Source organism: Xanthomonas fragariae, from assembly GCF_017603965.1.
In the GTDB taxonomy this organism is placed as follows: domain Bacteria; phylum Pseudomonadota; class Gammaproteobacteria; order Xanthomonadales; family Xanthomonadaceae; genus Xanthomonas; species Xanthomonas fragariae_A.
In genome coordinates this window covers 3,298,322-3,324,296 of sequence record NZ_CP071955.1, presented here as the reverse complement: position 1 = coordinate 3,324,296, position 25,975 = coordinate 3,298,322, and the positions used below count along the sequence as shown (strand labels likewise).

At 64.2% G+C, this 25,975-nt stretch carries 23 protein-coding genes, 1 tRNA gene and 5 pseudogenes; 15 read left to right on the top strand and 14 right to left on the bottom strand.

Annotation, left to right across the window (positions count from 1 at the left end; genetic code table 11):
• Nucleotides 1-7 precede the first annotated feature (7 nt).
• Nucleotides 8-583, bottom strand: coding sequence for a nitroreductase family protein (locus J5I97_RS15805; protein ID WP_208587528.1), 576 nt, complete (start codon nucleotides 581-583; stop codon nucleotides 8-10).
• Nucleotides 584-861: 278 nt separating this feature from the next.
• On the opposite strand from J5I97_RS15805, the gene J5I97_RS15800 reads away from it, so the two are divergent.
• Nucleotides 862-1,005, top strand: a complete 144-nt coding sequence (locus tag J5I97_RS15800) for a hypothetical protein (RefSeq protein ID WP_208587527.1) — start codon at nucleotides 862-864, stop codon at nucleotides 1,003-1,005.
• A gap of 222 nt (nucleotides 1,006-1,227) precedes the next feature.
• On the top strand, nucleotides 1,228-3,579 hold the full coding sequence (locus tag J5I97_RS15795; protein ID WP_208587526.1) for a DUF1631 domain-containing protein: 2,352 nt from the start codon (nucleotides 1,228-1,230) through the stop codon (nucleotides 3,577-3,579).
• Nucleotides 3,580-4,130: 551 nt separating this feature from the next.
• On the opposite strand, the gene J5I97_RS15785 is transcribed toward J5I97_RS15795, so the two are convergent.
• Genes J5I97_RS15785 through J5I97_RS15775 form a run of 3 tightly spaced genes read right to left on the bottom strand, consistent with a single transcriptional unit; the run spans nucleotide 4,131 to nucleotide 5,520 of the window.
• A complete protein-coding gene (locus J5I97_RS15785) occupies nucleotides 4,131-4,604 on the bottom strand; it encodes a DUF3106 domain-containing protein (protein WP_208587524.1) in 474 nt (157 codons plus the stop codon).
• A gap of 5 nt (nucleotides 4,605-4,609) precedes the next feature.
• Entirely contained in the window at nucleotides 4,610-4,960 is a 351-nt protein-coding gene (locus tag J5I97_RS15780) for a hypothetical protein (protein ID WP_208587522.1), read from the bottom strand.
• A complete protein-coding gene (locus J5I97_RS15775) occupies nucleotides 4,957-5,520 on the bottom strand; it encodes an RNA polymerase sigma factor (RefSeq protein ID WP_208587520.1) in 564 nt (187 codons plus the stop codon). Before J5I97_RS15775 ends, J5I97_RS15780 begins: the two co-directional genes overlap by 4 nt.
• A gap of 163 nt (nucleotides 5,521-5,683) precedes the next feature.
• On the opposite strand from J5I97_RS15775, the pseudogene J5I97_RS15770 reads away from it, so the two are divergent.
• A pseudogene (locus J5I97_RS15770) lies at nucleotides 5,684-5,812 on the top strand (NAD(P)(+) transhydrogenase (Re/Si-specific) subunit beta); the annotation flags it as partial.
• Nucleotides 5,813-6,018: 206 nt separating this feature from the next.
• Here J5I97_RS15770 and J5I97_RS15765 read toward each other — a convergent pair.
• Nucleotides 6,019-6,438 carry a hypothetical protein gene (locus J5I97_RS15765; RefSeq protein ID WP_208587518.1) on the bottom strand — a complete coding sequence of 140 codons (420 nt, stop codon included), beginning with the start codon at nucleotides 6,436-6,438 and terminating at the stop codon, nucleotides 6,019-6,021.
• 183 nt (nucleotides 6,439-6,621) lie between these two features.
• On the opposite strand from J5I97_RS15765, the gene sufT reads away from it, so the two are divergent.
• The 4 genes and pseudogenes from sufT to J5I97_RS15745 all read left to right on the top strand — a co-directional run bounded on the left by sufT (nucleotide 6,622) and on the right by J5I97_RS15745 (nucleotide 11,409).
• Nucleotides 6,622-7,176, top strand: coding sequence for a putative Fe-S cluster assembly protein SufT (gene sufT / locus J5I97_RS15760; protein ID WP_208587516.1), 555 nt, complete (start codon nucleotides 6,622-6,624; stop codon nucleotides 7,174-7,176).
• 65 nt (nucleotides 7,177-7,241) lie between these two features.
• A complete protein-coding gene (locus tag J5I97_RS15755; protein WP_208587514.1) occupies nucleotides 7,242-8,327 on the top strand; it encodes a branched-chain amino acid aminotransferase in 1,086 nt (361 codons plus the stop codon).
• 317 nt (nucleotides 8,328-8,644) lie between these two features.
• Nucleotides 8,645-9,512: pseudogene (locus J5I97_RS15750) on the top strand (S8 family serine peptidase); the annotation flags it as partial.
• Nucleotides 9,513-9,708: 196 nt separating this feature from the next.
• Nucleotides 9,709-11,409 (top strand): S8 family peptidase, encoded by a 1,701-nt coding sequence (locus J5I97_RS15745; protein WP_208587512.1) that lies wholly within the window; start codon nucleotides 9,709-9,711, stop codon nucleotides 11,407-11,409.
• A 49-nt stretch (nucleotides 11,410-11,458) separates the two neighbouring features.
• On the opposite strand, the pseudogene ybaK reads toward J5I97_RS15745, so the two are convergent.
• From ybaK to wrbA, 4 genes and pseudogenes are all read right to left on the bottom strand, one after another.
• Nucleotides 11,459-11,930: pseudogene (ybaK, locus tag J5I97_RS15740) on the bottom strand (Cys-tRNA(Pro) deacylase).
• 4 nt (nucleotides 11,931-11,934) lie between these two features.
• Entirely contained in the window at nucleotides 11,935-12,420 is a 486-nt protein-coding gene (locus J5I97_RS15735; RefSeq protein ID WP_208587511.1) for an asparaginase domain-containing protein, read from the bottom strand.
• 90 nt (nucleotides 12,421-12,510) lie between these two features.
• Nucleotides 12,511-12,855 (bottom strand): DUF2069 domain-containing protein, encoded by a 345-nt coding sequence (locus J5I97_RS15730; protein ID WP_208587510.1) that lies wholly within the window; start codon nucleotides 12,853-12,855, stop codon nucleotides 12,511-12,513.
• Nucleotides 12,852-13,508 carry an NAD(P)H:quinone oxidoreductase gene (wrbA, locus tag J5I97_RS15725; RefSeq protein WP_208587509.1) on the bottom strand — a complete coding sequence of 219 codons (657 nt, stop codon included), beginning with the start codon at nucleotides 13,506-13,508 and terminating at the stop codon, nucleotides 12,852-12,854. Before wrbA ends, J5I97_RS15730 begins: the two co-directional genes overlap by 4 nt.
• A gap of 51 nt (nucleotides 13,509-13,559) precedes the next feature.
• On the opposite strand from wrbA, the gene J5I97_RS15720 reads away from it, so the two are divergent.
• From J5I97_RS15720 to J5I97_RS15705, 4 genes and pseudogenes are all read left to right on the top strand, one after another.
• A complete protein-coding gene (locus J5I97_RS15720; RefSeq protein WP_208587508.1) occupies nucleotides 13,560-14,837 on the top strand; it encodes a YihY family inner membrane protein in 1,278 nt (425 codons plus the stop codon).
• Nucleotides 14,834-15,445: a TlpA family protein disulfide reductase gene (locus J5I97_RS15715; protein ID WP_208587507.1), complete on the top strand. Its 612-nt coding sequence runs from the start codon at nucleotides 14,834-14,836 to the stop codon at nucleotides 15,443-15,445. The genes J5I97_RS15720 and J5I97_RS15715 overlap by 4 nt, the downstream gene beginning before the upstream one ends.
• Nucleotides 15,445-15,711 (top strand): annotated as a pseudogene (locus tag J5I97_RS15710) (acylphosphatase). Before J5I97_RS15715 ends, J5I97_RS15710 begins: the two are co-directional and overlap by 1 nt.
• A gap of 84 nt (nucleotides 15,712-15,795) precedes the next feature.
• Nucleotides 15,796-17,022 (top strand): hypothetical protein, encoded by a 1,227-nt coding sequence (locus J5I97_RS15705; RefSeq protein ID WP_208587506.1) that lies wholly within the window; start codon nucleotides 15,796-15,798, stop codon nucleotides 17,020-17,022.
• Here the strand turns inward: J5I97_RS15705 and ppk2 are convergent.
• The 5 genes and pseudogenes from ppk2 to hemA all read right to left on the bottom strand — a co-directional run bounded on the left by ppk2 (nucleotide 17,004) and on the right by hemA (nucleotide 22,481).
• On the bottom strand, nucleotides 17,004-17,786 hold the full coding sequence (gene ppk2 / locus J5I97_RS15700; RefSeq protein WP_208587505.1) for a polyphosphate kinase 2: 783 nt from the start codon (nucleotides 17,784-17,786) through the stop codon (nucleotides 17,004-17,006). The genes J5I97_RS15705 and ppk2 overlap by 19 nt on opposite strands.
• A 31-nt stretch (nucleotides 17,787-17,817) precedes the next feature.
• Nucleotides 17,818-18,336, bottom strand: a complete 519-nt coding sequence (gene moaB, locus J5I97_RS15695; protein ID WP_208587504.1) for a molybdenum cofactor biosynthesis protein B — start codon at nucleotides 18,334-18,336, stop codon at nucleotides 17,818-17,820.
• A gap of 74 nt (nucleotides 18,337-18,410) precedes the next feature.
• A pseudogene (locus J5I97_RS15690) lies at nucleotides 18,411-20,123 on the bottom strand (tetratricopeptide repeat protein).
• Nucleotides 20,120-21,205, bottom strand: a complete 1,086-nt coding sequence (gene prfA / locus J5I97_RS15685; protein ID WP_208587502.1) for a peptide chain release factor 1 — start codon at nucleotides 21,203-21,205, stop codon at nucleotides 20,120-20,122. Before prfA ends, J5I97_RS15690 begins: the two are co-directional and overlap by 4 nt.
• On the bottom strand, nucleotides 21,183-22,481 hold the full coding sequence (gene hemA / locus J5I97_RS15680) for a glutamyl-tRNA reductase (RefSeq protein ID WP_208587500.1): 1,299 nt from the start codon (nucleotides 22,479-22,481) through the stop codon (nucleotides 21,183-21,185). Before hemA ends, prfA begins: the two co-directional genes overlap by 23 nt.
• Before the next feature lie 65 nt (nucleotides 22,482-22,546).
• Here hemA and J5I97_RS15675 point away from each other — a divergent pair, with 65 nt between their 5' ends.
• The 4 genes from J5I97_RS15675 to J5I97_RS15660 all read left to right on the top strand — a co-directional run bounded on the left by J5I97_RS15675 (nucleotide 22,547) and on the right by J5I97_RS15660 (nucleotide 25,834).
• A complete protein-coding gene (locus tag J5I97_RS15675) occupies nucleotides 22,547-24,235 on the top strand; it encodes a tetratricopeptide repeat protein (protein WP_208587498.1) in 1,689 nt (562 codons plus the stop codon).
• Nucleotides 24,232-24,885, top strand: coding sequence for a lipoprotein insertase outer membrane protein LolB (gene lolB, locus J5I97_RS15670; protein ID WP_208587496.1), 654 nt, complete (start codon nucleotides 24,232-24,234; stop codon nucleotides 24,883-24,885). The genes J5I97_RS15675 and lolB overlap by 4 nt, the downstream gene beginning before the upstream one ends.
• Nucleotides 24,867-25,754, top strand: coding sequence for a 4-(cytidine 5'-diphospho)-2-C-methyl-D-erythritol kinase (gene ispE / locus J5I97_RS15665; protein ID WP_208587494.1), 888 nt, complete (start codon nucleotides 24,867-24,869; stop codon nucleotides 25,752-25,754). Before lolB ends, ispE begins: the two co-directional genes overlap by 19 nt.
• A 3-nt stretch (nucleotides 25,755-25,757) precedes the next feature.
• Nucleotides 25,758-25,834: transfer RNA gene (locus tag J5I97_RS15660), tRNA-Gln, on the top strand.
• Nucleotides 25,835-25,975 lie beyond the last annotated feature (141 nt).

The following is a 25,975-nucleotide window of genomic DNA, read 5'->3' as shown; positions in this document are numbered from 1 at the left end:
TGCGTGGTCACGGGGTCCAGTCGCGCAGCAGCGCACGAGGATCCGGGCGCTCCCGCTCGGGCACCTGCATCCGGGGCGTGCCGATATGGATGAAACCGGCGATGCGCTCGTTTTTCTCCAGACCCAGATAGCCGGTCACTGCCGGGTCGTAAGCCATCCAGGCACTCAGCCACTGCGCGCCGAAGCCCTGCGCCTGCGCGGCCTGCAGCAGCGCAAAACACACGCAGCCGGCGGTGAGTAGTTGTTCCTGCTCGGGCACCTTATGCTCGGGGCGCAGTGAGGCGATCACCACGATCACCAGTGGCGCATCATTGAAGCGTCCGCGCTCTTTTGCGATCGCTGCTGCCGATGCCAGCGGGTCGGTAGCCTGGGTGCGCTCGGCCAGGAAATCGCCCAATGCCTGGCGCGCGTCGCCGCTGATACGCAGGAAGCGGAACGGCACCAGCTTGCCGTGATCGGGCACGCGCACCGCCGAGGTGAGCATGCGCAGCAGGGTGTCTTCATCCGGCCCGGGCTCGCCAAGTTGTTTGGAGGGGACCGAGCGGCGCGCGTCCAGCGCCTGGAGCGAATACGGTGAGTGCATAATTTCCGAGTCGGAGCAACGAAACGGCAATTATAGACGGGCCCTTCCCAACGCCCGCCGCATCACTGGCCGGCCAGACGACATCTGCCACCTGCGATTGACCTCCCGTGCGGGCTCTGAGCGTTTCGATCGCATCACTGCAGATTTGTCCCGGATCATGGCGATCGGTACCCGCCTGCGTTTCTTCTACCGCAAGGGTGGCGTGCAACCTGGCAAGCTGTCCAGGATCAGCCCGATTTCCGCGCGGCGGGCGTTCGTCACGCATCAGGCTGCTATGGGTGTCTTCGCTGGAGGAGCTGGCGATGATGCTCTGGCTGGATCGGCTGCAGCTGCATCTGCATCGTGGAGACGACACTTTACTTATAGGCGGTATGCCAGGTGTGGTCGACGGCCTGGGCGTAGCCGCCAAGCTGAAGTCTTAACCCCCGCAGGCGTATGACGTGCGTTGGCAAACCCACCGCGGCGTTGCAAGCTAGGATGGCGGCCTGAAACGCAAACCTAGGGCGGTCACGGTTAAAAGGATGAATTCGTCACACTTAACGAACAAGCGAAAAAACTACCATGCGAGGGCGGAATGTCGGGCCGGGTCTGTTTTTCCTCCTTATGAAAATTTTTACGCCTGCAGAGGCAGGGAGCCTTTGCGCATGACTTTTCAGCCCAGTGCGTCTGGACACCCGGGCCGTGACCAGCACTTGCTCGAACAGGCGTACGACGTGTTTAAACCCGCGCTCGTGCAGTTATTTGCAGCCGCAGTCGCACATTTCGATGATGTGCTGTTCGACCGTGCCGAATCCGCTGGCGCGTCTCAGTTGCTGTTTCTCGATGGCATGCGCGAATTGCGCCGCAAGCACGACGATGTCGCCACGCAGTTTTGCCAGCAGCTGGAAGATGGCTGGCAGGCGCTGGTGCTTGGCATGCCATTGTCGGCCGAAGCGGTATTGGCCGGCGAAATTGGCACCGGCCCACTGAGTCTTGTACCCGAACGCGTGCTCGAATCTCGGCTGGCGGTGCGTCATCTGGCCACCGTGCTGCTGCGCGACTTCAAGCAGGTGCTGGCACGCCTCGACCGCCGTCTGGGCTGGATTGCCGGTGGTCTGGAATTGACGGCCGATACCAACCCGATCGGCCCGGAACATTTGGGTGCGGCGATCCACGAAGCCTTCGCCACCTGCGACTTGGCGCCGGAAGTACGCCTAGTGCTGATCAAGCTGTGCGAGCGCGACCTGGCCGAGCCGATCGGCAGGTTGTATGCGCGCTTGGACGAGACCTTGGCCAAGGCCGGGGTGATGCCGGAAATTTCGCATGCCAAACCTCCGCCGCAGCGCATGCAGCCGCGTGGCCAAACGCCGGAAGAACGCGCGCAGGCCGATGGCCAGGGAGCGCACGCCGATAGGGGCGGCAACGATCAAAACGATCAAAATGCGCCGGCCTGGGCCAACCGTTTTCTGGACCGCTGGGCGCATAGCCGTGGCCGCATGCAGGAGGCGACCCAGCGGGGTCAGGGCGATGGCAGCAGTGCTGACGGCATGGACGGCGACGGCGCTCATCCTGGCGACAGTCAGGGCATGCTGCTCGAAGCCCTGCATGAGCTGCTGCAGCAGACCCGCAGCGTGCGTAACAACGCCACCTCTGCGGCGACGGTTGCAGTGGGTCAGCAACGCCCGTTGAGCCAGCGCGAAATGATGTCGGTACTGTCGCTGCTGCAGGCCACGCCAAGCGCGACGCTGCAGACGGCGATCGGCGACGACAACGAGTCGCTTGCGCGGCGGCTGAAGAACGAGATGCTGTCCAGCGCCACGCGACTAGGCGTGGATCCGGCCAGCGCGCGGCTGGACCCGATGGACGAGGATGCGATCGATCTGGTCGGCATGCTGTTCGACGTGATCCTGGACCAACTCGATCTGGAAAACCGTTCGCGCGAGACGATCGGCCGTTTGGTGGTGCCGTTCGTCAAGGTCGCGCTGCTGGATCGCACGATGTTCGTGCAGAAAACCCATCCGGCGCGACGTCTGCTCAATTCGTTGGCCGAGGCCTGCGAAGGCAATAACGGCAACAGCGCGACCGAGCGCGTGCTGATGGGCAAGGTCGAAGAAATCGTCGACCGCCTGGTGGCCGAGTTCAACGAAAACCTGGCGATCTTCCAGACCCTGGAAGAAGAGTTCCACGACTTCCTGTCGCAGCACCGGCGCCGGGTGGAAATTGCCGAGCGTCGTGCCACCGAGACCCAGCGTGGTCAGGAAAAACTCGAGCTGGCGCGCAGCCGCGCGCTGTCTGAACTGGAGCAGCGTGTGCTGGCCAGCGCACCCTTGCCCAAGGCAGTGGAAGATTTCCTGCGCCAACCCTGGTTGCACTATCTGACCATGGCGATCCTGCGCGATGGCGACGAAGGTCCGGGCACCGTCGAGGCGCTGACCCTGGCCGATGGCGTGCTCGAAGAACTGGCCCAAGCGCGTCGCCACAGCATCGACAAGTCGTGGCTGCAGGTCTGGCGGCCTGCGCTGCATCGTGTGTTTGCCAGCGTCGGTTTGCATGACGATGCGGTGGTGGTAGCGATCGGTGCGCTGCACGACACTTTGCAAGCGATCGCCGAGGCGCGCCCGGAACTGGAAAAGTGGTTGCCGGAACTGCCGCAGGTCAACCTTCCGCCTGCTGCCAAAAGCGTCAGCGTGGTGCTCGGCGCCGAAGCGGTGGCGCAGGGCGTCGACAGTGCCGACGCCGAGCGTTTCCGCGCGATGGACATCGGCACCTGGCTGGATTTTGTCGACAAGGATGGCAAGGTGCAGGTCGGCAAACTATCGTGGGTGAGCCCGATTTCGCAGCGTCTGTTGTTCGTCAACCGCCGCGGCGTGCGCTTCTGTGTCGCCTCGCCGGAAGAGCTGGCAGTGATGGTGCGGTTGGGCCGTTTGCGCAAGCACATCAACGATGGCGCTTTCGATAGCGCGATGCAGGGCGTGATCGATCGGCTGGATCCGCTGCATAACAGCACGGTGCACTGAACGCGATGCGACCAACAACTGGGCTGCCATGAGGCGGCGCAGTTGTTGAACACTCCTCCGACAGCACCTGGCCGACCCGCTGTTGGGCTGTGGGCTTGGCTATATCCGCTTCGCAATGGAATTTCCGCAGCATTTCCGGCTGATGCTGGGCCTGGAAGCGGGATTGGACGGGCGCTCACGCAGCTTGCTGTGGTTGACCGAGGCCAGTGCAGCAGCACTAGCCTGCCTGCGCGAGACGGTGCGGGGAATCGCGCGCCACGCCATTGCTTCAAGCGTGCAGGTGCTGGGAACAGCGCACCCTGCTGGCCTGGAGCGCGGTGCATGGCTATGCAACGCTTGCGGTCGACCGCAAACACGCAGCGCTGCTCGCCTTGGCGCCCGAAGTTGGGTTCGCGCCGTTGCTGAAAGGGTTGCTTGAGCCGTCGCCGGTCGTCCACGCGCCGTGTTCTGCCAGCATCGCCGCGACTGTGGCGCCAGACCGGAGCAACGCAAAGCGCTTTACCGAGCAAATCGCTGCTACAGAACACACGTTCAACGCGGCGTGCGCGCACTCAATCGTCCACCGGCGGATGCTCGTGCAACCAGATACTGCGCTCGGCCGGGGTCATTTTCTGCCAGCGGTGTTGCAGCTCATTACGTTGTTGTTGGTTGAGCGTGCGCATGTGCTCGAACAATGCCTTGGCTTCGCGGCGCTGGTCGGGGCGCATGTTGCGGAAGCGGTCCATGCCGGCCTCGGCTTGCATGCGTTGATCCGGAGTCATGTCCAGCCAGCGGCTGGCGTGCCGGTACATGCGCGGGCGTTCTTCGGGCACGTCGTTCCAGCGTTCGCGCAGCGCATCGATCAGCACCTGACGCTGTTGTTGGGTCAGCCGGTCCCATTCGGGCATCGGCGTTTCGTTGCGCGGGACCGGGCCGTCCGATGGCGGTGGCCCCGGAGGTCCCGGCGGGTGGACTTGCGCCAACAACGACGCGCAGGGCCCGGCGCACAGCAACAGCGTCAACAGCAGGCGGGTGATGCGGGTCATCGTGTTTAATCCATGGCCAGGATAGTTTCGGACCCTAGCCAGACGTACAGGTCCGGGTTCTGGGTCAGCATGTCGTCGGTATCGGCGATGGCGTTGCTGCCGGCAATCGCCTGGGGCGGCGTGGTGCCAGACGCTGCCGTTTCGCTTGGGCGCAGCTGCAGGCCGATGCCGATCGCCAGCAACCCCGAACATGCGGTCGCCAGCAACCAGTTGCCGCGCCGTGCACGCGTGGTTGCCGAGGCATGGCGTGCCTGACGCAGCCGCGCTAATGTCTGCGGCGGCAGGCTGGCAAGCGCGGTGGTATGCAGTTGACGCAGGTGCGCATCCAACTGAGCCGGATCATGGGAGCGGTTCACAGGAAATCCTCGAACTGTTTTTGCAACGCGTCGCGCGCGCGCGACAGGTGAGTTTTGACCGAGCCTTCCGTGCAGCCCATCGCCTTGGCGGTGGTGGCCACATCCAGGCCTTCGAGCACACGCAGTGTGAATGCTTCGCGCTGGCGGCCCGGCAGGCTGCGCAGAGCTTCAACCAAGCGTAGGTAGGCTTGTTGATGCTGTTGTTCGTCGACCGGCCCAGTGCCGGGGTCGGCCCATTCGATGGTGCCTTCGTCATTGGAACGCTCGGCCGGTGCCCAGAACTTCAGACGAAACGTACGCCGCCGCTGCAGATCGACGATGCGGCTGCGCAGGATGCTCCAGAACAGCGGCGTCCATTCCTCAGCCGGCCGCTCGCGATAACCGAGCAGGCGCACCATGGCGTCCTGCACGGCATCCAATGCGTCTTCGCGGTGACGCAAACCTGCCTCTGCAAAACGGAACGCACGCGGACCGATGCCGGCCAGAAAGGCGTCCAGCGAAACCGGTGCGGCGGCGGCCGGTGCAGAGAGCTGCGGATCCAAAGGGGTTCCCACCAGCACAGGGTAGCTTCCGTGGAAACGGTACGATGTCAACGGGCGAGCGACGATTCGGTTGACACGCGCCAGCGCGCGCACGGCGTGGGTGTGATCGGCGGGCCGCACGGCAAGTGGAGCGAAAGACGATGAGCGAAAAGGATGAGCGAAAAGTTCGTAGCGCTGTACAGTTCTTTACGACTCGATTGCCGACATGGACGACATCAATCCCGAATGCGCCAGCACCGATGTGTCGCTGGTGATCGGTGCCAAGGATGTGGTCAACCCGATCGCAAAGACCGACCCGGCCAGTCCGATCTAGGGCATGCCGATCCTGAAGGTGGTCAACCCGAAGAACTATGGTGGTGACCAGCTGGCGCTCGGTGTTTGGCGCGCTAGCGGTCCGCTCTTTGAGATGGCCGCGCCAGCGGAACGAAAAGCCAACAATGACGTTGCTACGCGGTTGCGTGCTGCGTCATTGTCGAAGGATCACTGCGCTCGGTATTACCAGAAAACGCACCTGACTCAGCGTGCTGCCCACCACGCCAGCAACAGCGCGGCGGCGTAACACAGCAGGTCGAAGCCGTTGTTGGCCAGTTGCAGTAGGGTCCAGGCCAGGCCGGTGCCCATCTTCTGCGCTGAGGTCGATATGTCCAGGCCCAGTGATCCACCCAGTTGTGCCGAGGCGATGCCCCAGTTGGCGCCGACGATGATCAGCGCAGTCGCCGCGAGGGCGACGCCGATGCGCAACGGACCGGCGGCCAGCGTGCCCAGGCGCAGCATCCAGACGATTTCCAGCGCCGCCAGCACGGCCATCCACCCGGCCTGGTTGCCAAGGGTAAGGGCGATGAGCATCCAGGCGATGAGTGCGGTGACGCATCCCAGCAGCAGGAGCGGGGGCCAGAGCCAGTGGGCGGTTCTGGCGGACGCGGAGGTGGGCGGCATTGGATCTCCTGACAGTGCGCACATGATAGAACGCATGCTGCCCTTTGCGATGCACTGCTTGTTCAGACGACATGCAGTAGATGGAATGCGGCCTCGTCACAGGCTCGGTGTTGAGGCCGCCGCCGCCGCGGTCGGCTAGAATGGCCGACTTGCGCGTGTCCGGCGCGGCCCCATATTCACCTCATGTACTCCCGTAGCAGCGAACCTGTCCAGTTCGAACGCGATTGCGATGCCGTCATGGTGCCGCAGGGCGATTCGGTGACCCTGCCCGCAGGCAGTTACGGCTATATCACTCAGGCGCTGGGGGGCAGCTACACCGTTTTTGTCGAAGGCAATTTGTTCCGCATTGCCGGTAAGGATGGCGATGCGATCGGCAAGGAGCCGCCGCCTGGGCTGGAACTGCCCGCTAACGCCGGCGACGAAGAAGTCGAAGCCCTGGTGTGGCAGCAACTACGCACCTGCTTCGATCCGGAAATCCCGTTCAATATCGTCGATCTGGGCCTAGTCTACGAGGCGGTGGTCAGCCATCGGGAGGAAGACGATCAGCGCAGGGTGGAGGTCAAGATGACGCTGACCGCGCCCGGTTGCGGCATGGGCGAGATCCTGGTCGATGACGTGCGCAGCAAGGTGGAGATGATTCCGACCATTGCCGAGGCCGACGTCGAGCTGGTCTTCGACCCGCCCTGGGGCAGGCATATGATGTCCGAGGCGGCCCGTCTCGAGACCGGTATGCTCTGACTCGTCAGGCGCCATGTCGAAGAGGTCGCGCCGCGTCTTTTCGCCCTCCCTATAGGAATCTTCCGGTGTCCGTGTCCTTCGCTTCCACCCGTTCTTCGTCGCCGCGCAGTGCCGACGAACTGTCCGTAATCCTGGCCTCGCCTGGTTTCGGGCTGCATTTCACCGACCATATGGTTGCCATTGCCTGGAACAACGAGCAGGGCTGGCACGACGCGCAGGTGCGCGCGTATGGCCCTTTGCAGCTGGATCCGGCCGCCTCGGTGTTGCATTACGGCCAGGAAATCTTCGAAGGCATCAAGGCCTACCGGCATGCGGACGGTTCGATCTGGACCTTCCGCCCGCAGGCAAACGGCGAGCGTCTGCAACGTTCGGCGCGCCGTCTGGCGTTGCCGGAATTGCCGGTCGATCTGTTCGTCGAATCGCTGCGCCAATTGGTGGCGATGGATGCGAGCTGGGTGCCGTCGGCGCCGGAGACCAGCCTGTATTTCCGCCCTTTCATGATCGCCGACGAGGCGTTTTTGGGCGTGCGTGCTGCGCACAAGGCCTCGTACTACGTGATCGCCAGCCCTGCCGGCCCGTACTTCGCCAACGGCGTGGCGCCGGTGTCGATCTGGCTGTCCACCGACTACGCGCGTGCGGCCAAGGGTGGCACCGGTGCCGCCAAGTGCGGTGGCAACTACGCCGCCTCGCTGCTGCCGCAGCAACAAGCCCATGCGCAGGATTGTTCGCAGGTGTTGTTCCTTGACCCGGTGGAAGGCAAGTACATCGAAGAATTGGGCGGTATGAACGTTTTCCTGGTCTACAACGACGGCAGTCTGGTGACGCCGGAACTTTCAGGCAGCATCCTGGAAGGCATCACCCGCGACAGCATCCTTCAGTTGGCCCGCGACCGCGGTATGCGCGTAGTCGAGCGCAAGGTCGCCATCGACGAGTGGAAGCAGGGCGTGGCCTCGGGTGAGATCACCGAGGTGTTCGCCTGCGGCACTGCGGCGGTGATCACTCCGATCGGTGAGCTGAAGGGTGATGGCTTTGCAGTGGGCAATCCGTCGGCGCCGGCTGGCGAGGTGACCATGTCGCTACGTCAGGAACTGACCGACATCCAGTATGGACGTGTCCCGGACCGTCATGGATGGCTGGTGCGCCTGCTCTGAGTCAACGCCACCGCTTCAAAAACAGGCCTCTGCGCGTTAGCGCGGGGGTTTTTTAGCCTGCGACGCAGCATGCAAGCGATGGCGCCGTCAAAAAAAGCGGAGGAAGCAGGTTGAACGGATCAGTGGTGCGTCAAAAAAATTTAAATATAAATTTTAAAAAGTAAAAAATATTATTTTTCATTCTGGTTTGAGTGGACTAGGTTCGCTGGACGGATTGATGAGCAAGGGATCGATCAGGGCACCTCGATGCCGACCTATGGAAGGCGGCACAGGATTACACCGCTATGGCGGTTCTCTTTGATCTAGAATGGAATTCGATGTCGAACGTGTCTTTCCGGAGGCGTCCTTGCGTGCCCACCGTGCTGAGCGTGACCGCGCTTACCTCCCTGCTGCTGGCGACTGCGGCCTTCGCTGGCGAGGTCTATCTCGATGGTCTTGCCAACGCCCCGACCCACCAAAAATTCATCGTGACCTACAAGGACGGCAGCACTGCACTGGCCAATCCCACCATGCCGACCAGCTGTTTCGGCGCCGCCGCGCGCGCCGTTCCGGCCAAGGCCGGCAAGGCGCTGGGCTTGAACTCGGTGCGCCGCCTGTCACTGGGGCCTGAGCTGGTCTAGGCCGACCGCACGCTGGATCGCGCCGAAGCCGAAACCCTGATACGCCAAATGGCAGTCGACCTAACGTGCAGAACGTGGAAGTCGACCAGATCCTGCGCGCCACCCTGACCCCAACGACACTCGCCTGTGCGAGCAATGAAGCCTTGGCAACACCAACGCCGGCCTCAACGTCCGCCCGGCCCGCGACAAGGCTACCGGTACCGGCGTGGTCGTTGCGGTGATCGATACCGGCATCACCAGCCATCCGGACCTCAACGCCAACATTCTGGCCGGCTACGACTTCATCAGCGACGCCGCAACCGTGCGCGATGGCAATGGCCGCGACAGCGATCCGGCCGACGAAGGCGACTGGAATTCGGACAGCGGCTGCGCCGTGTCCAATTCCAGCTGGCATGGCACCCATGTGGCCGGCACGCTATCGGCGGTGACTAACAACACCAGCAGCGTGGCCGACACCGCGCTCAATGCCAAGGTCGTTCCGGTCCGTGTACTGGGCCGCTGCTGCGGTGCGTTGTCGGACATCTCCGATGCCATCGTATGGGCGTTCGGCGGCAGCGTCAGCGGCAACCGTCTATCCATCCGACCGTCATCCTTAACGAACGCGATGGCACGCCACGCGTGGCTCCCGATCCCTGCTCAGCTTCGCGCGAGCCCTGTCGATAAAGTTGCAGGTGGGAAGCCACGCTAGCCGGCGTGCCTCATCGCAACTGGGGCCATATCCGGCCTTTGGTTGCAGACCTACATCCTTGGGGAGGGATTCAATGCGCCATGTATCGTTCTGCTGTTTGAGTCATATTGCACTAGCCAGTGCACTGCTATGCGGCACTGCACCTGCATTCGCTGGCGACGTCAGCCTGCAGGGGCTGGGGTCGGCATCGGCTCACCAACGTTTCATCGTCAGCTACAAGGACAGCACCGCAAGCAACCAGGGCAGACGTCTGAGTGGCTCCTTGCGCGAGATCGCTAGCGCGGTGCCGGCGCGGAGTGGGCGTGCTCTCGGGTTGTCGGCATCGCGTTGGCTCGGGGTCGGGCCGCAATTGCTGGTGGCCGACCGCGCGTTGGACCGGGTCGATGCGCAAACCCTGATGCGCCGGCTGGCGGCCGACCCGTCGGTCAAGCGGGTGGAAGTGGACATGGTGCTGCGGCCGACGCTGGTGCCCAACGACACCCGCCTGTCCGAGCAGTGGGCGCTGGGCGCGACCGCAGCCGGCATCAACGTGCGACCGGCTTGGGACAAGGCGACCGGCAAGGGCGTGGTGGTAGCGGTGATCGATACCGGCGTCACTGTGCATCCGGAGCTGTCAACCAATGTGCTGCCCGGTTACGACTTCATTAGCGATACCTTCATCGCCCGCGATGGAACTGCCCGCGACAGCGATGCTGCCGATGTCGGCGACTCGGCCGCCGCCAATGAATGCGGTAGCGGTGCGAGCGCGTCCAACTCCAGTTGGCACGGCACACACGTGGCCGGCATCGTCGCGGCAGCAGCCAATAATGGCGCCGGCACTGCGGGGGTGGCATTCAACGCCAAGCTGTTGCCGATACGCGTGTTGGGCCGCTGCGGTGGTTATCTGTCCGATATTGCCGATGCGATCTTATGGGCGTCCGGTGGCACGGTGTCCGGTGTGCCGGCCAACCCGACCCCGGCCAAGGTGATCAACCTGTCGCTGGGCGGTATCGGCACCTGTTCCACCACCTTGAGTAATGCGATCGCCAGTGCCGTGTCGCGTGGCACCAGCGTGGTGGTTGCTGCGGGCAACAGCAATGTCGACGTAGCCAACAGCGTGCCGGCCAATTGCCCGAACGTTATCGCTGTCGCGGCGACCACGTCGGCCGGCGCCAAGGCCAGTTTCTCCAACTTCGGCAAGGGCGTGGATATTGCCGCACCCGGGCAGTCGATTCTGGCTACGCTCAATAGTGGGACCGGTGCAGCGGCCAATGCGAATTATTCGGTCTACAGCGGCACCTCGATGGCGGCGCCGCATGTGGCCGGCGTAATTGCGTTGATGCAATCGGTGGCGCTCAATCCGCTCGGTGCGGCCAGCGTGGAGTCCGTGCTAAAGAGTAGCGCGCGCCAACTGCCGGTGGCGTGCACACAAGGCTGCGGAGCAGGGCTGCTCAACGCCGATGGCGCCATGGCTGCAGTGATCGCCTCGACCACGTTGACCAGCAATGCAGCACGCAGTGGCCTGGTTGCGGCTGCTGGTGGCTCGCTGTATTACCAGATCAACGTGCCTGCGGGCACACGTAGCTTGCGGGTGACGCTCAGCGGTGGCAGCGGCAATGCCGATCTGTCGCTGCGTGCCGGTGCGTTGCCGACCGAGACCGCCTACAGCTGTCGTACCGCTACGATCGGCAATGCCGACAGTTGCACGCTGAGCACGCCCGCGCCGGGTGTGTACTACGTGCGACTGAAGGCCACGCTGGCGTTCTCGGCGGTCAATCTCGTGGCGACGTATTGAGCGACCGTCGCGTCCTGTGCGACTGGCGCAGGACGCAATCGCACGGAACTCACTCACAAAGACTGCAAGGGCGCGCCTGCAACACCGCAACGATGCGATCGGCGGGCAGTTCCAGCAGTAGGCCGCGCTGGCCGGCGTTGATCCACAGTGATGGCGCTTCAACCTCAATGGTTTCGATCAGCACCGGCGTCTGCTGTTGCTGGCCGAGCGGGCTGATGTCGCCGACCTTGTAACCGGTGCGGCGTTCGGCATCGGCAACGTCCATCATGCGCGCCGATTTACCGCCGTGCGCCCTGGCCAGTTTCTTCAACGACACGCCGCGCTCGCATGGGATCACCACGCATACTGCTTGGTCGTCCACCCACGCCATTAACGTCTTCAGCACGGTCTGCGGTGCCAGTCCCAACGCGTGCGCGGCCTGCGCCTTTCGCCTCGGCATCGGTCTTGTAGTCGTACGGGTGCAACACATAGGCCACGCCAGCGGCGTCCAATGCCCTGGTTGCGCGAGTGGTTTTGCTCATCGCGTCAAATCGACTCGAAGCGGTTGGCGGCCACGTTCTTGCGCACCTGTTCCGGATTCCAGATGCGCCCGTTCATGGCGATATACACGCCGGCCGGCAACGACTGCACCGCACCGACTGCGCAGCCGATATTAAATTCGGCATCCGACCCGCGAAAGCGCGCCGGGTTGAGTGCGCCGGTCATCACGATGGTCTTGTCGGCGATCGACTGCAGCAACTTGCCGGTTTCCACCATCGAATCGGTGCCGTGGGTGATCAGTACATGGCGCGTTGGCTGCGTGGCGATGGTGGCGCGGATCAGCTCGCGGTCGGCATCGTTGATGTGCAGCGAGTCCTTGCGAATGATCGGCATCACCGAGAAGCGGAAGGTAACGCCCAGTTCCTGGAGGATCTGGCCGATCTGTGGGTCCCCGATCTGGTAGTCCGATTTGTCGTCGAAGTAGATCTTGTCGATCGTGCCACCGGTGGTAACGATCAGGAGGTCTTCCATTGCTGCGATCTCCTTAAAGCGCACGGTGCAAGCCGCGCGGGGGGCGGTGATGATACGACCCCGGCGCGAGGGCGCTGCAGGGCACCGTCGTCACCGCGGCGTGCGGTGCTTGCCGAAGCGCGCCGCCATGCCGGGGCCGCTTACCAACGCCACCACCAGCAGCGCGAGCAGTAATTCCAGCCAGGCCAGCGTGCTCGCATCGGGCTGACTCCAAGCCACCATCACGCCATGACTGAACCAGCCCAATGCAAACACGCCTGCCCAGAAACGTGCATGCGCGCTGCGCACCGCCAGCACGCCGGTCAGCGCGGATGGCAATGCGAACACCAGCAGCGCCGCAGTGCGGTGCGGGTCGTCGCGAAACCAGATCACGAATAACACCGTTAGCGTCAGCAGCGCGACCGTCAGCAGCCAATGCGTGGCGCGCAGGCTCACGGAATGGCTAACCGGCGCGCTATATCGGCAACCCGGCGGCCCAGCGCGCGCGCCAGTAATGCCTCGTCCTCGCTCGGCTGCGGGTCGCCACCGGCGCCGGAGACATGGCTGGCGCCGTAAGGCGTACCGCCGCTGGTGGTATGGCTCAGCGCGGCCTCGGTAAACGGGATGCCGACGATCAGGCAGCCGTGATGCAGCAACGGCAGGTGCATCGACAACAAGGTGGATTCCTGGCCGCCGTGCATCGAAGCTGTGGAAGTGAACACGCCTGCGGGCTTGCCGGCCAGGGTGCCGCTGGCCCATTCGGCGCCCAGGCTGTCGAGAAAGTGCTTCATCGGCGCGGCCATGTTGCCGAAGCGGGTTGGGCTACCCAGCAGAACACCGCTGCAGTCGGCCAGATCGGCGCGGTCGACATACGGCGCCCCTTCGTCCGGCACCGGCGGGGCACTGGTCTGGGTCACCGCGGCCACCGGCGGCACCGTGCGCAGGCGTGCGCTCATGCCGGGCACTTCGCCGATGCCGCGCGCGATCTGTCGCGCCAGCCGCGCTACCGAACCGCCCCGGCTGTAATACAGCACCAGAATCTCCGCCATCGGGCATCTACCGCTTGTGTGAGTTGCTACAGTATCGGCCAAGCCAGCGGGTTGCTGCATGCCGCACCTGCGGCAAGGCCGCGACGACGGCGCACCGGGTACCCTTGCGCGATGTCGCATGTGAACAAAATCCACCAATGGAAAGAACGCCTGCGCGACCGCGCGCTGGCGGTGAGCTTCGGGCGTTTCCTATGGCGCCGCTTTCTCGATGACAGGCTGTTCCAGGCTGCGGCCTCGCTCGCTTACACCACAGTGTTTGCGCTGGTGCCATTGGCGATTGTGGTGTTTGGGGTGTTGTCGGCGTTTCCGGCCTTCAACCAGTGGAAGGACGCGCTAACCGACTTCATCTTCAACAATTTCGTGCCTGGCGCGGCGCGCTCGGTACAGAACTATCTCAATCGCTCGCTGGAGGATCTGGGCAAGTTCACCGTGGCCGGTATGGTCGCGCTGGTGGCCTCGTTGTTGATCACCCTGCACAGCATCGAACAGACCTTCAACAGCATCTGGCGCGTGGCCGCCGCACGGCCGAAGGTGACGCGCTTTTTGATCTATTGGACCGTGCTGACGCTGGGCACGATGCTGGCTGCCGCCTCGATGGCGATGGCGGCCTACGTATTCGCGTTGCCGCTGTTTCGCACCACCGAAGGCCAATGGCTGGCCGAATTGGCGTGGCGCCTGGCGCCGATGGCGGTGGAATTCGTTTGCATCGTGCTGATCTATCGCGTGGTGCCCCAGCATGCGGTGCGCCTGCGGCATGCACTGCCGGGCGCGCTGATGGCGGTGATCCTGATGGAAATCGTGAAGTGGGGCTTCGGCTTCTATCTCGGCAATTTCCAGACCTATCAGCGTATTTACGGCGCGCTGTCGGCATTGCCGATCTTGTTGTTATGGATCTATCTGAGTTGGGTGTCGGTGCTGCTGGGTGCGTCGTTGGCGTCGTCGATGGCGGCGTTTCGCTACCAGCCCGAAGCGATGCGTTTACCGCCGGGCTTTGAAATCTACGGGTTGCTGCGTCTGCTCGGTCGGTTCCGCCAGATGCGCATCGACGGCAACGGGCTCGACGAAGACCGCATCCTTGCGCTAGAACCCATGCTCACCGACACGCTGATGCAGCGGTTGCTGTGCGAGCTCAAACGCATCCGCCTGCTGCGTCGCGATGAGCGTGGCCAATGGCTGCTGGCGCGCGATCTGGACGTGGTGCCGCTGGCCGAACTTTACGAAAGCTGCCAACTGCGCGTGCCGATCGAAGACCGCCCGTTGCCGTGCCGCGACGACGCCTACGGCCAGGCTGCCGCCGCGGCGCTGGAACAACTGCGTCAACCGCTGCGCAGCGTACTGGCGCAACCAGTCGGCGACCTTTATACCCATCTTCCCGGAGATCCTCCATGACTGTGCGTCTTGTGCGCGGCGCCTGTGCGCTGCTGTTGCCGCTGTTGTTGCTGACCGCCTGCAAGCCCACCAGCGAGGGCGCGCCCGCCGCCAGCAATGCCGCTGCGCCCGCTGCGACCACCCAGGTGCCGGATGGGTCGGTTGCGGCCGCTAACCCGGCAACTGCGCCCAACACCTCGGTAGTACAGCGGACCGCCGAAATGCCCAAGCTCTCGCTGCCGACCCTGACCGGCGAGACCTATGACCTGGCCGCACATCGCGGCAAGTGGGTCGTGGTCAATTTCTGGGCTACCTGGTGCGCGCCATGCCTGAAAGAGATGCCCGAGCTGTCGGCGCTGCACACCATGCGCGACACCGTGGAAGTGGTCGGCCTGGCCTACGAAGACATCACCAGCGCCGACATGCAGACCTTCCTGAAAGACCACCCGGTGTCGTATCCCATCGCGATTCTCGACCCGTACCAGCCGCCGCAGGACTTCGCCACGCCGCGTGGCCTGCCGATGACCTATTTGATCGGCCCCGATGGCAAGATCGCCAAACAATTTCTCGGCCCGGTCACCGCGCACGACATCGAAACCGCGGTCGGCATCACCGGCAAGACTGGTTGATGCAGGCGGCGCGTTTCATCGTCGGCGTAATGGTAAAGGGCGTGCGGTAGCGCGCCTCCACCCGCCGGGCGCCGTTGCATTAGGCTTGCGCGGGCACGCGCGCACCCAGAAGGACGGCAGCGTGCGAGTGCTTGCCGCAGGTAATGATGCGGCCTTGAGTGCACTGGAAACATGGCCGCTGGCAGGGCCCGCCAGCGGCTGAGGTCGCGTCCGTGACGCGCATGCCTTGCGCGGTTCCGTCGACTGAAGACTTTGTAACTGGCTGAGCGTGCGCTACTTCAGCAATGCAACAGAGTTGGGTTGCCTCGCCGATATCATTGTCAACGCGATCAGGCGTTCAGGGGAATGCAATGGCCGCTCCAACGCAAGATCACAACGATGGGCACGACCAGTCCGCACATGGCGGCAATCGCCAGTTGGCGCAGTTCGCGCCGTGGTTGTATCTCGGTGTCCTGCTGGGTAGCGGCTGGTTGCTGTTTTTGCAGCCACAGACCCGCGTCTTGCAGTCTAAGCAGGCGGCCACCAGCTGGCTGCTGGCCTGGATCTTCGGCGGCATCGTGATTGGTGCGCTGCTGTGGAGCTTGCGTTTGGCGCGCCAGAAGCTGGGCCAGTCATCGGCGAGCTATTCCCTGTCGGCACGCTTGCCCGATTCGTGGACCGACGCCTACGCCGCGTTGTTGCGTCCTGCCACCGCTGCCCCGGTTGCGATCAAGCCCGACTCTGCCGGCGCCCAGCGTGGCGCGACCTGGCATCGCTTCGGCGGCGGCATGCTCAGCGTAGAAATGTTCGATCCCAATGACGCCAGCCGCGCGCCCTGGGATGGATTGGATGCTCGGGCATGTATCGCCCGCCTGGAAGAGCTGCGCCCTGCCTGGCAGAACGCGTCGGCCAATCGCGCGTTGCAGCAAGAGCGTCGTTACTGGCTGGATGTGGTGCTGTCCTTGCTCGACCACGGCGTGATGCGCCCGCTGCAGGATGGCTATCTGCCCGACACCGCGGCACTGCGCACCGAACGTTTTCTGCTCGGCGCCGATGCCGGCCCGATCGTGCTGGCCGACGTGCCGGCGTTGTTCGCGCGCCGTCTGGCGCTGGCCATCAGCGCCATGCCGGCCCCGCAGCGCGATGCCGCCGGCGTGCAATGGCGCCTGTTGCAGCAACTGCATGCGCTGGTCGCCGAAGGCCGCACGCTGGACGAGCGCTCGCATGTCATCCAGGTGCTGGCATGGAATCCGGACGTGGACCTGGACCAGGTCGAAGTGGCGTACATCCTGGCCGCCGAATACCGCGAGGGCATGCGCGATTGGTTGCGTCGCGCCGCGATGGTGCGGCTGCCGGACAGTGCGTTGCGTCTGGACGAGGTGTTGCTGTCGTCCTGCAGCCCGCTTGGGCCGCAGGCCGACGACGTCGATTACATGGAGGCAATGCGTCCGCTGCATCGCGGTTTCGTGCAGCTATTCAGTGAGCGCCTGAGTCAGTTGGTGCTGCAAGCGGAGCAGGCCGAACTTCAGGCTGGCCTGCAGCTACTGCCGCGTGCAACTGCGGCCAGCGACGGAGTCTCTCAGGACTGGCCGGCGTAATCGTCGATCGGTTTCAGCACGCCGTACTGTTCGTTGTGCAGTTCGCTTTGCAATGGCGGCAGTTGCACCAGTTCTTCGGGCACCGAGGTGTCCGGGAGCCGATCCAGCAGATCGCGGATCAGGCTCAGCCGGCCGCGCTTCTGATCGTTGAAATCGACCAGCGTCCACGGCGCATAGGGCGTGTGCGTCACTTCGAGCATGCGTTCGCGCGCGGCGGTGTAGTCGTCGTATCTGGTGCGCGACTGCACATCCACCGGCGACAGTTTCCAGCCCTTCAGCGGGTCTTCGCGACGCTCGGCGAAGCGCTTTTCCTGCTCGGCCTGGTCTACGCATAACCAATATTTGAACAGCAGGATGCCATCGTCGACCAGCATCTGTTCGAAACGCGGCGTCTGCTGCAAAAACGCCGCGTATTGCGCGTCGGTACAGTAGCCCATCACCCGCTCCACGCCGGCGCGGTTGTACCAGCTGCGATCCATCAGCACCAACTCACCGCCGGCCGGCAGATGCGTCACGTAGCGCTGGAAATACCACTGAGTGCTTTCGCGATCGCTGGGCTTGGGCAACGCCACCGTCCGGCATTGGCGCGGATTGAGATGGCTGACGATGGTTTGGATCACACCGCCCTTGCCGGCGGTGTCGCGGCCTTCTACCAGCACCAGCGCGCGTTGATCGGTATGGCGCAGCCAACGCGCCATGCCGACCAGTTCCAGCTGCAGCGGCTCCAGCAACTTTTTGTAAGCCTTGCGTTTCAAGTGCGACATGTGGCGTTCCGACAGCGATGGAACGCGCAGGCTATTCGCCCAGGCGTGGACGCAATGTCGCCAGATTGCAGGGCTTGGTGCGTGCATCCAATTGCGCACGCACGATCTTTTCCCACGCTGTGCGGCAGGCCGGCGTGGAGCCGGGCAGGCAGAATACAAAGCTGTGATTGGCCAGTCCCGCAAATGCACGCGATTGCAGCGATGAGGTGCCGATTTCTTCCACACTGATGGCGCGGAACAATTCGCCGAAGCCGGGCATGGTCTTGTCCAGCAACGGCGTGATTGCCTCCGGCGTGCTGTCGCGGCCAGTGAAGCCAGTTCCGCCCGTTATCAGGATGCCGTTGACCTGCGTATCGGCAATCCAGCCCGAAACGATCGCCCGCATGCGGTAACGATCGTCCGGACACAGCGCACGCTCGTGCAGCACATGACCTTCGTGGGCGAGGGCCTGGACCAGATAATCGCCGGAACGATCATCGGCCAGCGTACGGCTGTCGGACACCGTCAGCACGCACAGTCGCAAGGGAATGAAGTCGAGATTGGAAGGCATACCGCCAGCCTAGCGAGCCTGGACGATCGGGTACAGCACAACGGCGTGAAACCGTCGGTGCAACAAGTCCACTGCTAATCTCCCAACCAACCATAGCTTCCGCGCCACCCCACCCGCCAACTCCGCCAAATCATCCGCAAACCCATCCATATCGAACAACCCCGACTCGCGCCGACGCTCCGCCACCCGCTCCCACAACGCAACGCAACCAACGCCCGCGGATTACCCGCCACCTCCACCGCCTTGGCAACAAACGCAACGTCATCAGCGACATTCATCTCATCCAACCCCAGATGGTGATTCAAACTCCCAGCCACCCGCGCAGCAAACGCTTCACCTGGCGTCGTCAACACCGGACACCCCGCCCACAGCGCATCCGATGCCGTGGTATGCGCGTTGTACGGATGCGTATCCAAAAATAGATCCGCATGCCGATAGCGCGCCAGATACTGCGGGTGTGGCAACGTCGGCATGAACACCAACCGCTGCGCCTCCACGCCCTGCGCCTGCGCCGCCGCGTGCAACCGCGCATCGGCCTGACCCGGCCCTGACAACAACCACAGCACGCTGTCCGGCACTGCGCGCAACACCGCCAGCATGCGCGTCATGCTGCGTGGATTGAGCTTGTAACTATTGTTGAAGCAGCACAGCACCACACCGTGCTCAGACAAGCCGCATTCGACGCGCGACGGTGGTTCGGCAACCACGCGCGAGGTATCCGACGGCTGGAACGCACGGCTCAAGCGCAGTACCCTTTCGCTGTAAAACGGCTCCAACGACAGTGGCAACGCGAACCCATCGCCCAGCACATAGTCTATCCACGGCGCACCCGAAGTGCCCGGATACGCCAGCTAGTTCACCTGCACTGGCGCCGGCCGTAACGCAAACACTTCCGGACGCCCGCCACCGCCCCAGCCCCGCAGATCGAACAATAGATCGATGCCCTGATCGCGGATGTGGTGCGCAGTGGCCAGATGCCCCAGCGCGGTGACATCGTGCAAGGTCGTGGCTTGCGCCAGGCGCGTACGAATCTCGCTGCGATCGTCATGGCTGGTCGCAAACAGATGCAGTTGTAATTCCGGCCGACGCCGTTGCAGCGCTTCCAATAGCGCTACCGTCAGCAAGCCGGTGGGATGCGCACCGAAGCCATTGGAGACGAAGCCGATTCGCAATGCACCCTGGCGGCGCACTGTTGTTGGCCAAAGCGGGCGGAGAACCGAGGCGATCGCCTGCGCACGCGTCCGTGCACAGGCCAGTTGTTCGGCGGCAGTGGCGTCTTCGCTCAAGAAGGCGAACGGCTCCACAGCCGCAGCGTCTTGCGTCACCGCAGCGCGCACCTGCGTGGAGAGCGCATCCAGCCCGCGCCAGTTGCACAGACGGCGTCGCCAGTTGAGCAACTGCGCAGCGATGTACGGCTCGTCGGGCAGCAACTGATGCGCGCGTGTATATGCGGCTGCCGCCTCTTCTGCTTGGCCTGCGTCTTCCAAGGCATGCCCAAGCCACAACGCAATACCCGGATGGTGCGGCACCAGATTGGATGCCTGCTGCAACAACGAAGCCGCTTCGGCATGCCGCTGCTGCGCCCAGCGCACCCGACCCAGCCGTGCGACCGCTTCCGGATGACCCGGATGCAACACCAGTGCGCGTTGCACCGCAGCTTGGCCGGCAGCAATCGCGCCCATGCCCAACTCGGCATCAGCCAGCATCAACCAGGCCACAAAATCGCCGGGTTGCCGTCGCACTGCCTCGCGCAGCTGCAACAGCTCGCGCGGGACCTGCGCACTCACGGGCTATCGCTCAACCGCGCCAGTTCGTCGGCCTGATGCTCGTGCAGCAGCCTCGCGATCAAGGCATCCAGATCGCCTTCGATGATATTGGGCAGGTCGTACAGCGTAAGACCTTCGACACGGTGGTCGGTGATGCGGCCCTGCGGGAAGTTATAGGTGCGGATGCGCTGACTGCGGTCGCCGCTGCCCACCTGCAGTTTGCGCGTCTGCGCTTCGGCGGCGGCGGCCTTGCTGCGTTCGGCTTCCACCAATTGCGCCTTTAGCCTCTTCATCGCCTTGTCGCGATTGGCATGCTGGCTGCGCTCGGTTTGGCATTCCACCACCACGCCACTCGGTACATGCGTGATACGGATCGCCGACTCGGTCTTGTTGACGTGCTGACCACCAGCGCCGGACGAGCGGAACGTGTCGACTTTCAGATCGGCTGGATTGATCACGATCTCTTCCACATCTTCGGCTTCGGGAATGATCGCCACGGTGGCCGCCGAGGTATGGATACGGCCCTGCGATTCGGTCGCCGGCACGCGCTGCACGCGGTGGGTGCCGGACTCGAACTTCAGCCGCGAGTACGCGCCGCGCCCGACCACCCGCGCAACGACTTCCTTGTAGCCGCCGTGCTCGCCGGGGCTGTCGGATTCGATTTCCACCTTCCAGCCCTGGCGCTCGGCGTAGCGCGCGTACATGCGAAACAGATCGCCGGCGAAGATTGCTGCTTCGTCGCCACCGGTGCCGGCGCGCACTTCCAGAAACAGGTTGCCGTCGTCGCGCGGGTCACGTGGCACCAGTAGCAGTGCCAGTTGTGTATCGAGTTCTTCCAGACGCGCCTGTGCGGCGGCGATCTCTTCTTCTGCCAGCTCGCGCATTTCCGGGTCATTGCGCATGGCGTCGGCCGCGCTCAGATCGGCCTTGGCGCGTGCTTCGTCTTCCAGTGCCACGGCTACCGGCTCCAGCTGCGACAGTTCGCGCGACAACGTGCGGAACTTGTGGTTGTTGTTGACCACGTCGGGGTCGGAGAGCAAGTGCTGCAATTCTTCGCGGCGCTCGGCCAGCGCTTCGAGCTTACGGCGCAGGGTCGGCGTCATCAGTCCTCACAATCGGTGTAGCTACAGGGGGATGTTGGTAACCCGGTTTTGCAGGGAATAGCCGGTCGGCCGCGTTGGTCAATTCCAGGTCGTTGTGGAGCGCCGCATCGCGCAGGGCGGCGGTCGGCGGATGCAGCAACCGGTTGGTCAGCGCATGCGCCAGTTGTTCAAGTACTTCGTCGGCCGGTTTGCCGCTATGTAGTTGCTGGCGGGCTTTGGCCAGCAGTTCGTCGCGGGTACTGTCGCCGAACGCGCGTAGCCGCTTGAGCGGCGCCTGGCGCGCGTTGGCCTGCAAGGTTTCGACATAGCGCGCCACCTGCAGGTCGATGATCGCCTCGGCTTGGTCGGCCGCCTCACGGCGGCCTCGGCGGTTGTCTTCGACCGCACGTTCCAGATCGTCCACCGTGTACAGGTAAGCGTCGCTCAGTTCGGCCACCGAGGCCTCGATATCGCGTGGCACTGCCAGATCGAACAACAGCATCGGCTTGCGTTTGCGCGCACGCAGCGCCTGCACCATCTGCATCCGGGTCACAATCGGCTCGCGCGCAGCGGTGGCCGAGAACACCACGTCGGCCTCGGCAAGATGGCGTTCCAGATCGGTCAGCGGCAATGCATAGCCACCGTGTTGGTTGGCCAGTGTCTGCGCATGCGCGAGCGTGCGATTGGCGAACAGCAAACAGCGCACGCGGCCTTCGCTCAAATGTTTGGCGGCCAGCTCGATAGTCTCGCCGGCGCCGATCAGCAGCACTGTGGATTCGTTAAGCCGGGTGAAGGATTCCTGCGCCAGTCGCACTGCGGTGGACGCCACCGAGACCGGATTGGCGCCGACGCGGGTGTCGGTACGTGCACGCTTGGCTACCGAGAATGTCTGCTGGAACAATCGGTCCAGTCCACTGCCCAGCGCGCCATGCGCACGCGCCACGGCCCAGGCATCTTTCACTTGACCTAGAATCTGCGGCTCGCCCAGCACCATCGAATCCAGCCCCGTGGCAACGCGGAACAGGTGGCGCACCGCCTCGGCCTCCTGGTGCTGATACAGATAACCGCTCAATCCAGGCGCATGCGTATCCAGCCAGATCACCAGGCTGTGCGGGTCATCGGCCATGGCATACAGTTCGGTGCGGTTGCAGGTGGACAGCAGCGCGGCCTCGCTCACCTGTGGCAGCGCACGCAATGATTCAAGCGCGCGCGGCAACGCGTCACCTGCGAACGCCACGCGTTCGCGCAGGTCCACAGGTGCGGTCTGGTGATTCAGTCCGAGCACCCACAACGTCATTGTTCAGTTGCTTGCGATAAGCTGGCGGCCATTCAGGGCCCCATTTTACGGCCCGGTTGCCCCAGATGCCTGTATCGATTCGCATCCTGAGTGTTCCTTTGCTGGTAGCAGTCTCCGCCAGTGCCATCGCAGCACCCCCAAAAGCACTGCCTGCTCCGTCCCTCGGCAGCGCCGGCACCACGTCGCTGGAACCCGTGCTCGCTGGCGAATTCGCCCTGCAGGCCGGGCAGTTGGACGCTGCCGCCCGCGCCTATCTGGACGCCGCCAAGGCCGAAGCCGGCGACGCCGGGCTGGCCGAACGTGCCGCCCGCATTGCCATGCTGGCAAACGACGACCCGCGTGCCATCGAAGCTATGGCGTTGTGGCGTGCTCGCGCGCCGTCGTCGATGGCCATGCGCAGCACCGAGGCCTCGCTGGCCCTGCGCCGCAACGATTTGCGCACCGCCCGCCGCGATCTGCTTAGCCTGCTCAAGGAGCCCGGTCAGCGCGGCTGGCGCTTCGCACTGATCGCCTTGGCCAACGGCGGGCGCGAGCCGGAAGCCTCGGCCGACGTGCTCGAAGACGTGGTCAAGGCCGGTGCCATCCCCAACCAGATCGAGGCATGGCAGGAGTTCGGCAGGCTCGCGCTGCGCATGGAGCGCCCGGCGTTGGCCAAGCGCATCGTCGACGAAGTGGTGCGCCGCTTTCCCGAAGAACCGCGCGTCGCCCTGTTGCATGCCACCCAGCTGCAGCAGGAAGGCAAGAACGACGAAGCGCTGGCGCTGCTGAAGAATGTCGAACCGCAGGCGGTGAAAGATTCCGAGTTGCGTGGCGCGTTGGCCTTCGCCTACGACGCCATGGGCCAGACCGAAGCCGCTGCGCACGTGCTTTCGACCGGGCCCCAGGACACCCAGACCTATGGGTTGCGCGCCTCCATGCTTGCCAAGGAAAAGGACCGCACCGCGCTGGAGGCGCTGTACGGCGAGCTCAACAGCAGCGCGACCAAGCCTGACCCGGACCGCCGTCTGCTGCTCGGCAAGATCGCCGAGTTTCTCAAGCGCTACGGCGAAGCCGTGGAGTGGTACCGCGGCGTGCCTGGCGGCCCGCAGATGAGCGAAGCGCGCTTGCGTGCCGCCGGTGCGCTGTACGAACTGGGCCGCAAGCCCGAAGCGCTTGCCGAAGCCCGTGCATTGCAAAGCGACGCCAGCGCTGACGACGACGCGCGTCGCGATGCCTACGTGCTCGAAGCCGAACTGCATCAGCGCGCCGACGATGCCCCGGGCGAACTGGATGCCTTCGAGCGTGGCCTGGCTGCCTACCCTGACGACAGCGCACTGTTGTATGCCCGTGGGCTGGCCTGGGAGCGGCGCGACGATGTTGCGCGCGCCGAGGCCGATCTGCGCAAGATCCTGGTTGCAGAGCCGGAAAACGTCGCGGCACTCAACGCGCTGGGTTACACGTTGGCCGATCGCACCACCCGCTACGAGGAGGCGCTGGCGCTGATTGACCGCGCCCGCACCGCCGACCCGGATAATCCGGCCATCGTCGATAGCTACGGCTGGGTGCTGTATCGCATGGGCCGCACCAAAGAAGCACTGCTGCAACTGCGCCGCGCCTGGGCATTGGTCAAGGACCCGGAAATCGCCGCGCATGTGGGCGAGGTGCTGTGGGTCAGCGGCAAGCAGGACGAGGCGCGGGGCTATTTCGATGAGGCGCGCCGCATCGATCCCGATAACCGCGCGCTGCAACGCGCCGCTAAAAAGTTCGGCCTATGAACAGCGCGATCCGGGTACTGGCCCTGAGCGGGTTGGTGCTCGTTGGGCTATCCGCCTGTGTCAGCATGCCGCGCGGGCAGGGCGGCGGTGCGGCGGCGGTTGATCAGGTCTTCGATATTGCCCGTCAGGCCGAAACCGCGCGCCAGGCATGGCTGCGGGCGCACCCGACCTGGTCGTTCCAGGGGCGGGTGGCGATCAGCAAGGACCGCAATGGCGGCAGTGGCCACATCGACTGGCAGCAGGACGGCCCGCGCTACCGCGTGCAACTCAGCGCGCCGGTGACCAGGCAGAGCTGGGTGCTCACCGGCGACACCACCAGTGGTGCCGGGCGCCTGGAGGGGCTGGAAGGCGGTCCGCGCAGCGGCCCCGACGCCGAGCAGATATTGCTGGAAGCAACCGGCTGGACCATCCCGGTCAATCAGATGCCGGATTGGGTTCGCGCGCTGCGGATCGCCGACGCGGGCGCCGAGCGTGTCGACCTGGACGCCGCAGGCCGCCCGCGCACCGTGCAACAAGACGGCTGGACCATCGATTTTCTCGCCTGGTCGCCTGCCAACGACGGTCAGCCGGAGCTGCCGCAGCGCCTCGAAGCCCGCAATGGTGACGCCAAGGTGCGCCTGCTGGTCGATCAATGGACGGTTTCGCCCTGATGTCTGCACCGCAAGCGAGCTGGTCGGCGTGGCCTGCGCCGGCCAAGCTCAATCTGTTTCTGCAGATCACCGGGCGCCGCGCCGACGGCTACCACCTACTGCAAACCGTGTTCCGGCTGCTGGACTGGGGGGACACCGTTTACCTTCGTTTGCGCAGCGACGGCCTGATCCGGCGCGTTGGCGACAGTTTGCTCGGGGTGGCCGAGGACGACGACTTGGTGATCCGCGCCGCGCGCCTGCTGCAATCCAGCACCGGTAGTCAGGCCGGCGCTGACATCCGGGTCGACAAACGCATCCCCGCTGGCGGCGGCTTCGGCGGCGGGTCTTCGAACGCGGCCACCGTGCTGGTCGCGCTCAATGCCTTATGGAGCTTGGGCTCGCCGGTCGATGCACTGGCCGAACTGGGCCTGCGGCTGGGTGCCGACGTGCCGGTGTTCGTGCGCGGTCGCAATGCTTGGGCTGAAGGGGTGGGCGAACAGCTGACCCCGATGGCCCTTCCAGAGGCGGCCTACGTGCTGGTCGATCCGGGCGTTCACGTGCCTACGCCGTTCTTATTTCAATCACAGGAATTGACGCGGGATGCTGCGCCCGTGAAAATAGCGGACTTCGCTTCTGGTTCCCTGCTCGACAATGCGTTCGAGCCGGTCTTAAGGCGCCGCGAACCTGCCGTTGAGGCAGTGTTCCAGGCGCTTTCCCGGATCGGGACGCCGCGTTTGACCGGGTCAGGGAGTGGGTGTTTCGTCCAGTTCGCCACGCGCGCTGCTGCAGAGCAGGCCTTGGCGCAGTTGCCGAATAGCCTGCGGGCGTGGGTGGTGGAGGGTGCAGCGCACTCGCCATTGCTCGATACACTAGAAGCGATGAAGTTTTGATGCAGGGGCGTCGCCAAGAGGCCCAAGGCACCAGGTTTTGATCCTGGCATTCGTAGGTTCGAATCCTACCGCCCCTGCCAGTTTTTTGATGCAGATCTGTAGATGCAGATCCTTCTGCAAGACCCCGCACATCCAGTATGCGGGGATTGAACAAAAAGCCCGGCATTGGTTTGGCTTTAACCCGCTCCACCCATCGACCCGCAGCTCTTAGCCGCCGCCCG

Coding starts and splice junctions, on each gene's coding strand:
- J5I97_RS15795 (WP_208587526.1), top strand. CDS start 1,228: ATGACTTTTCAGCCCAGTGCGTCTGGACACCCGGGCCGTGACCAGCAC.
- J5I97_RS15785 (WP_208587524.1), bottom strand. CDS start 4,604: ATGACCCGCATCACCCGCCTGCTGTTGACGCTGTTGCTGTGCGCCGGG.
- J5I97_RS15715 (WP_208587507.1), top strand. CDS start 14,834: ATGACTGTGCGTCTTGTGCGCGGCGCCTGTGCGCTGCTGTTGCCGCTG.
- ppk2 (WP_208587505.1), bottom strand. CDS start 17,786: ATGTCGCACTTGAAACGCAAGGCTTACAAAAAGTTGCTGGAGCCGCTG.
- hemA (WP_208587500.1), bottom strand. CDS start 22,481: ATGACGTTGTGGGTGCTCGGACTGAATCACCAGACCGCACCTGTGGAC.
- J5I97_RS15675 (WP_208587498.1), top strand. CDS start 22,547: ATGCCTGTATCGATTCGCATCCTGAGTGTTCCTTTGCTGGTAGCAGTC.
- ispE (WP_208587494.1), top strand. CDS start 24,867: ATGGACGGTTTCGCCCTGATGTCTGCACCGCAAGCGAGCTGGTCGGCG.
- J5I97_RS15705 (WP_208587506.1), top strand. CDS start 15,796: ATGGCCGCTCCAACGCAAGATCACAACGATGGGCACGACCAGTCCGCA.
- J5I97_RS15745 (WP_208587512.1), top strand. CDS start 9,709: ATGCGCCATGTATCGTTCTGCTGTTTGAGTCATATTGCACTAGCCAGT.
- J5I97_RS15805 (WP_208587528.1), bottom strand. CDS start 583: ATGCACTCACCGTATTCGCTCCAGGCGCTGGACGCGCGCCGCTCGGTC.
- J5I97_RS15720 (WP_208587508.1), top strand. CDS start 13,560: ATGTCGCATGTGAACAAAATCCACCAATGGAAAGAACGCCTGCGCGAC.
- J5I97_RS15735 (WP_208587511.1), bottom strand. CDS start 12,420: ATGGAAGACCTCCTGATCGTTACCACCGGTGGCACGATCGACAAGATC.
- moaB (WP_208587504.1), bottom strand. CDS start 18,336: ATGCCTTCCAATCTCGACTTCATTCCCTTGCGACTGTGCGTGCTGACG.
- J5I97_RS15765 (WP_208587518.1), bottom strand. CDS start 6,438: ATGCCGCCCACCTCCGCGTCCGCCAGAACCGCCCACTGGCTCTGGCCC.
- sufT (WP_208587516.1), top strand. CDS start 6,622: ATGTACTCCCGTAGCAGCGAACCTGTCCAGTTCGAACGCGATTGCGAT.
- prfA (WP_208587502.1), bottom strand. CDS start 21,205: ATGACGCCGACCCTGCGCCGTAAGCTCGAAGCGCTGGCCGAGCGCCGC.
- lolB (WP_208587496.1), top strand. CDS start 24,232: ATGAACAGCGCGATCCGGGTACTGGCCCTGAGCGGGTTGGTGCTCGTT.
- wrbA (WP_208587509.1), bottom strand. CDS start 13,508: ATGCAGCAACCCGCTGGCTTGGCCGATACTGTAGCAACTCACACAAGC.